Raw genomic sequence first — 863 nt, 5'->3', positions numbered from 1 at the left:
TCAATGCAATCGTCCGGGACCTGACAGCTACGCGAGTTTCCTGGTCGATGCCGGGCGGTCGCTGTACGAGGTGCAGAAATTGCTCGGGCACCACGATCCCAAAGTGACGATGCGCTATGCGCACCTGTCGCCGCAGGCGATCTGGATGCGGTCAATGTGGTGGGGAAGGTCGTGGGGCGGAGGTCGGTAGCAGCCAACCCGGGGACCGCTCAAACAGCAGCGATGGCGTGACGGCCAAGCCCAACAAGGCATGACAGAGGCGCGACACCTGGAGGTCGCGCTTCGTCGTTCAGATCAAGGCTTCGAGGCCTTTGCGCTCCAGCAGGTTGAGCAGTTTCTGCGACGGGCCGCTGGGGTGCTTGTCCCCTAGTTCCCACTGACGCACGGTCGAGGGGCTGGTGTTGAGCAGTGACGCCAGGGCGGCCTGGCTGAGCTGGTAGCGGGCACGCAGGGACCGAATCTTCTCGCTGTCGTACTCGGGAATCGGGTCCAGGCACAACGCATCGTACTGGCGCATCTTGCGCTGGTCGATGAAGCCCAGGCGATGCAGATCTAAGGCCGTCTCGTGCACCGCCTCGAGGATTCGGTTCTTGGCCTTAGTTTTTGTCGTCATGGCAAATCTCCTGCAGTGATCCGTCTTCCAGCGCCGCATCGAGCTCCTTGCCGGTGCGGGACAGCAAATCTTGGGCGAGGGTCTGCAATGCTTCCTTTTCTTCGACGCTGATGTTGGCCCGTTCGTTCTTCTCGAAGCCGAACACGAAGAACCACAAGTCGCCCTTGTTGGTGGCCACCAAGGTTCTGACCCCGCCGCGCTTGCCCCGGCCGGCCAGGCCCACCGGTTGTGTACCATCCTTTCTGTAAAT

At 61.5% G+C, this 863-nt stretch carries 2 protein-coding genes and 1 pseudogene; 1 reads left to right on the top strand and 2 read right to left on the bottom strand.

Annotated features, from left to right (window positions below):
• Positions 1–190 (top strand): annotated as a pseudogene (locus OA56_RS09985) (hypothetical protein); the annotation flags it as partial.
• A 99-nt stretch (positions 191–289) separates the two neighbouring features.
• Here OA56_RS09985 and OA56_RS09980 read toward each other — a convergent pair.
• Both OA56_RS09980 and OA56_RS09975 read right to left on the bottom strand, forming a co-directional pair.
• Positions 290–613 (bottom strand): helix-turn-helix domain-containing protein, encoded by a 324-nt coding sequence (locus tag OA56_RS09980; RefSeq protein ID WP_461585073.1) that lies wholly within the window; start codon positions 611–613, stop codon positions 290–292.
• Positions 597–863, bottom strand: coding sequence for a type II toxin-antitoxin system RelE/ParE family toxin (locus OA56_RS09975; RefSeq protein ID WP_461585070.1), 267 nt, complete (start codon positions 861–863; stop codon positions 597–599). The genes OA56_RS09980 and OA56_RS09975 overlap by 17 nt, the downstream gene beginning before the upstream one ends.

Source organism: Tepidiphilus sp. HLB4 (assembly GCF_054823945.1).
Note: the sequence above shows the minus strand (reverse complement) of the source record. Positions and strands in the feature narration are given on the sequence as shown.